The following is a 1413-nucleotide window of genomic DNA, read 5'->3' as shown; positions in this document are numbered from 1 at the left end:
CTATTCCCTATTCCCTATTCCCTATTCCCTGTTCCCTGTTCCTATCCAAACAGATATGATAACAATTCAAACGGACATGATATAAAATCCAAAATTATGACAGACTGGAAAGAAATTACAGGTGGTGTGACAGCACCCAGGGGATATAAAGCAGCAGGTATTAAAGCTGGGTTGAAACCTTCGGGATTGCCGGATTTAGCGTTAATATTATCAGATGTAGATGCGATCGCTGCTGGTGTATTTACCACTAGTCATGTGAAAGCCGCTTGTGTAGATTATTGTCGTCAACGTTTACAAAGCAAGCATACCACTAGAGCTATACTGTGTAATGCCGGTCAAGCTAACGCCGCTACTGGTAGTCAAGGGGTGAAGGATGCGTTAGAAAGTGCAGACTTGTTAGCGAAAGAGTTGAACATTTCCCCAGAATCAATTTTACTCGCTTCCACTGGGGTAATAGGTCAAAGAATTAAAATGGATGCTTTGCGAAATGGGATACCTAAGTTAGTTGCAGAACTTTCCGAAACTGGATCGGATGCTGCCGCAGGAGCTATTATAACCACAGATTTGGTAACAAAATCCATTGCTTTAGAAACCACTATAGGCGATCGCCCGGTGCGAATTGGTGGTATTGCTAAAGGTTCAGGAATGATTCATCCTAATATGGCCACCATGTTAGCTTTTGTTACCTGTGATGCGGCAGTATCATCTACATTATGGCAACAAATGTTAACACGGGCTGCTGATAGAAGTTTTAATTCGATTACAGTTGATGGTGATACTAGCACCAATGATAGTTTAATAGCCTTAGCTAACGGTGCATCTCGTACCCCTGCTATTACCGAAACCGGACCAGAAGCGGAAAAATTAGAAGCAATGTTAACCGCAGTCTGTCAACATTTAGCCAAGGCGATCGCCCGTGATGGAGAAGGTGCAACTTGTTTGGTAGAAGTGCAAGTCACTGGTGCAAACGACGAAACCGCAGCGCGACAAATAGCCAAAACCATTGCTGGATCGTCCTTAGTTAAATCTGCAATCTTTGGACGAGATCCCAACTGGGGAAGGATCGCCGGTGCTGCTGGCCGTGCAGGAGTACCCTTTGAACAAGACAACCTGAAAATTAAAATCGGCGATTTTGTACTCATGGAAAATGGGCAACCTTTACCTTTTGATAAAGCTGCTGTTAATGCTTATTTGAAACAAACGTCCGCAGGTGCTTATCTCCAAGAAGATACAGTATTAATTTCCGTTAGTGTTGGACATGGCCACGGAACAGGTACAGCTTGGGGTTGTGATCTGAGTTATGACTACGTGAAAATTAACGCCGAATATACAACTTAAAGTTTGCGGAAAAAGTCTTTTCGTGAGGATAGGGGACTGGGGACTGGGGACTGGTGACTGGGGACTGGGGACTGG

The 1413-nt window shown here is 44.1% G+C and carries 1 protein-coding gene; it reads left to right on the top strand.

What is annotated here, in order from left to right; genetic code table 11:
- Positions 1-96: 96 nt before the first annotated feature.
- The gene (gene argJ, locus PN497_RS00495) at positions 97-1338 is read left to right on the top strand and encodes a bifunctional ornithine acetyltransferase/N-acetylglutamate synthase (RefSeq protein WP_096572626.1); all 1242 of its coding nucleotides are present in this window, start codon (positions 97-99) and stop codon (positions 1336-1338) included.
- The last annotated feature ends 75 nt before the right edge of the window (positions 1339-1413 follow it).

This window comes from Sphaerospermopsis kisseleviana CS-549 (assembly GCF_028329225.1).
GTDB lineage: Bacteria > Cyanobacteriota > Cyanobacteriia > Cyanobacteriales > Nostocaceae > Sphaerospermopsis > Sphaerospermopsis kisseleviana.
This window is presented reverse-complemented; position numbering and strand designations above follow the sequence as displayed.

Excerpts from the sequence above, each read along its gene's own strand:
- argJ (WP_096572626.1), top strand. The coding sequence starts at position 97 with ATGACAGACTGGAAAGAAATTACAGGTGGTGTGACAGCACCCAGGGGA.